This window comes from Stutzerimonas sp. LR2 (assembly GCF_055755175.1).
On sequence record NZ_JBVTRR010000102.1, the window covers coordinates 1 to 554 of the forward strand.

At 46.9% G+C, this 554-nt stretch carries 1 protein-coding gene; it reads right to left on the reverse strand.

The genetic code is table 11. From position 1 onward, the window contains the following. Positions 1-456 (reverse strand): hypothetical protein (locus ACVRRC_RS22270; protein ID WP_472997620.1); only part of this gene is annotated, 456 nt, incomplete at its 3' end. Positions 457-554: the final 98 nt, after the last annotated feature.

Here is a 554-nt window from a genome sequence, read left to right on the forward strand (position 1 = left end):
GTAACGGGTCAGTGAATCAGCCAGGCGCATGTAGATAGATAACAGGTAGAAGTGATACGCACCACCTCGCACCATCTTGACGGCCAAAGGATGTTCGATTTCTTCACCGTCATGCATGATTATGAGAGAGAGATTAACGAATAGGTCATCACGCCCAAAGCGCACACGAGTCACCTGATATGTTTTGACGGGCCGGTAATAACTGCGATACCCGATCACCGCAAACGCCAATAAGAAGAGCCCCAGCAAACCCACCGGAACAACCCAGGTTAGATTTCCTGAAAGACTGAACCAAAAGGCAACAGAGACAGCACCGTCGGCCAGTAATGTGAATATACGGTTGAGCCGTAAGCGGCCAGACAAGATCATCATTGGTACGAATCGGAGCATAAACCCCCCTTGTTTATGGATGCGTACAGGATACCGAACACCTTCTCGACGACTGAGTTTTTTCATCGACAAAACGATGACGAAAAAAGGTTATTTTTTAGGGGAAAATCGACTTCATTTCTTCGTCAGCAGAATTGCTGTGATAGCGTGGATGTAGATTCTAT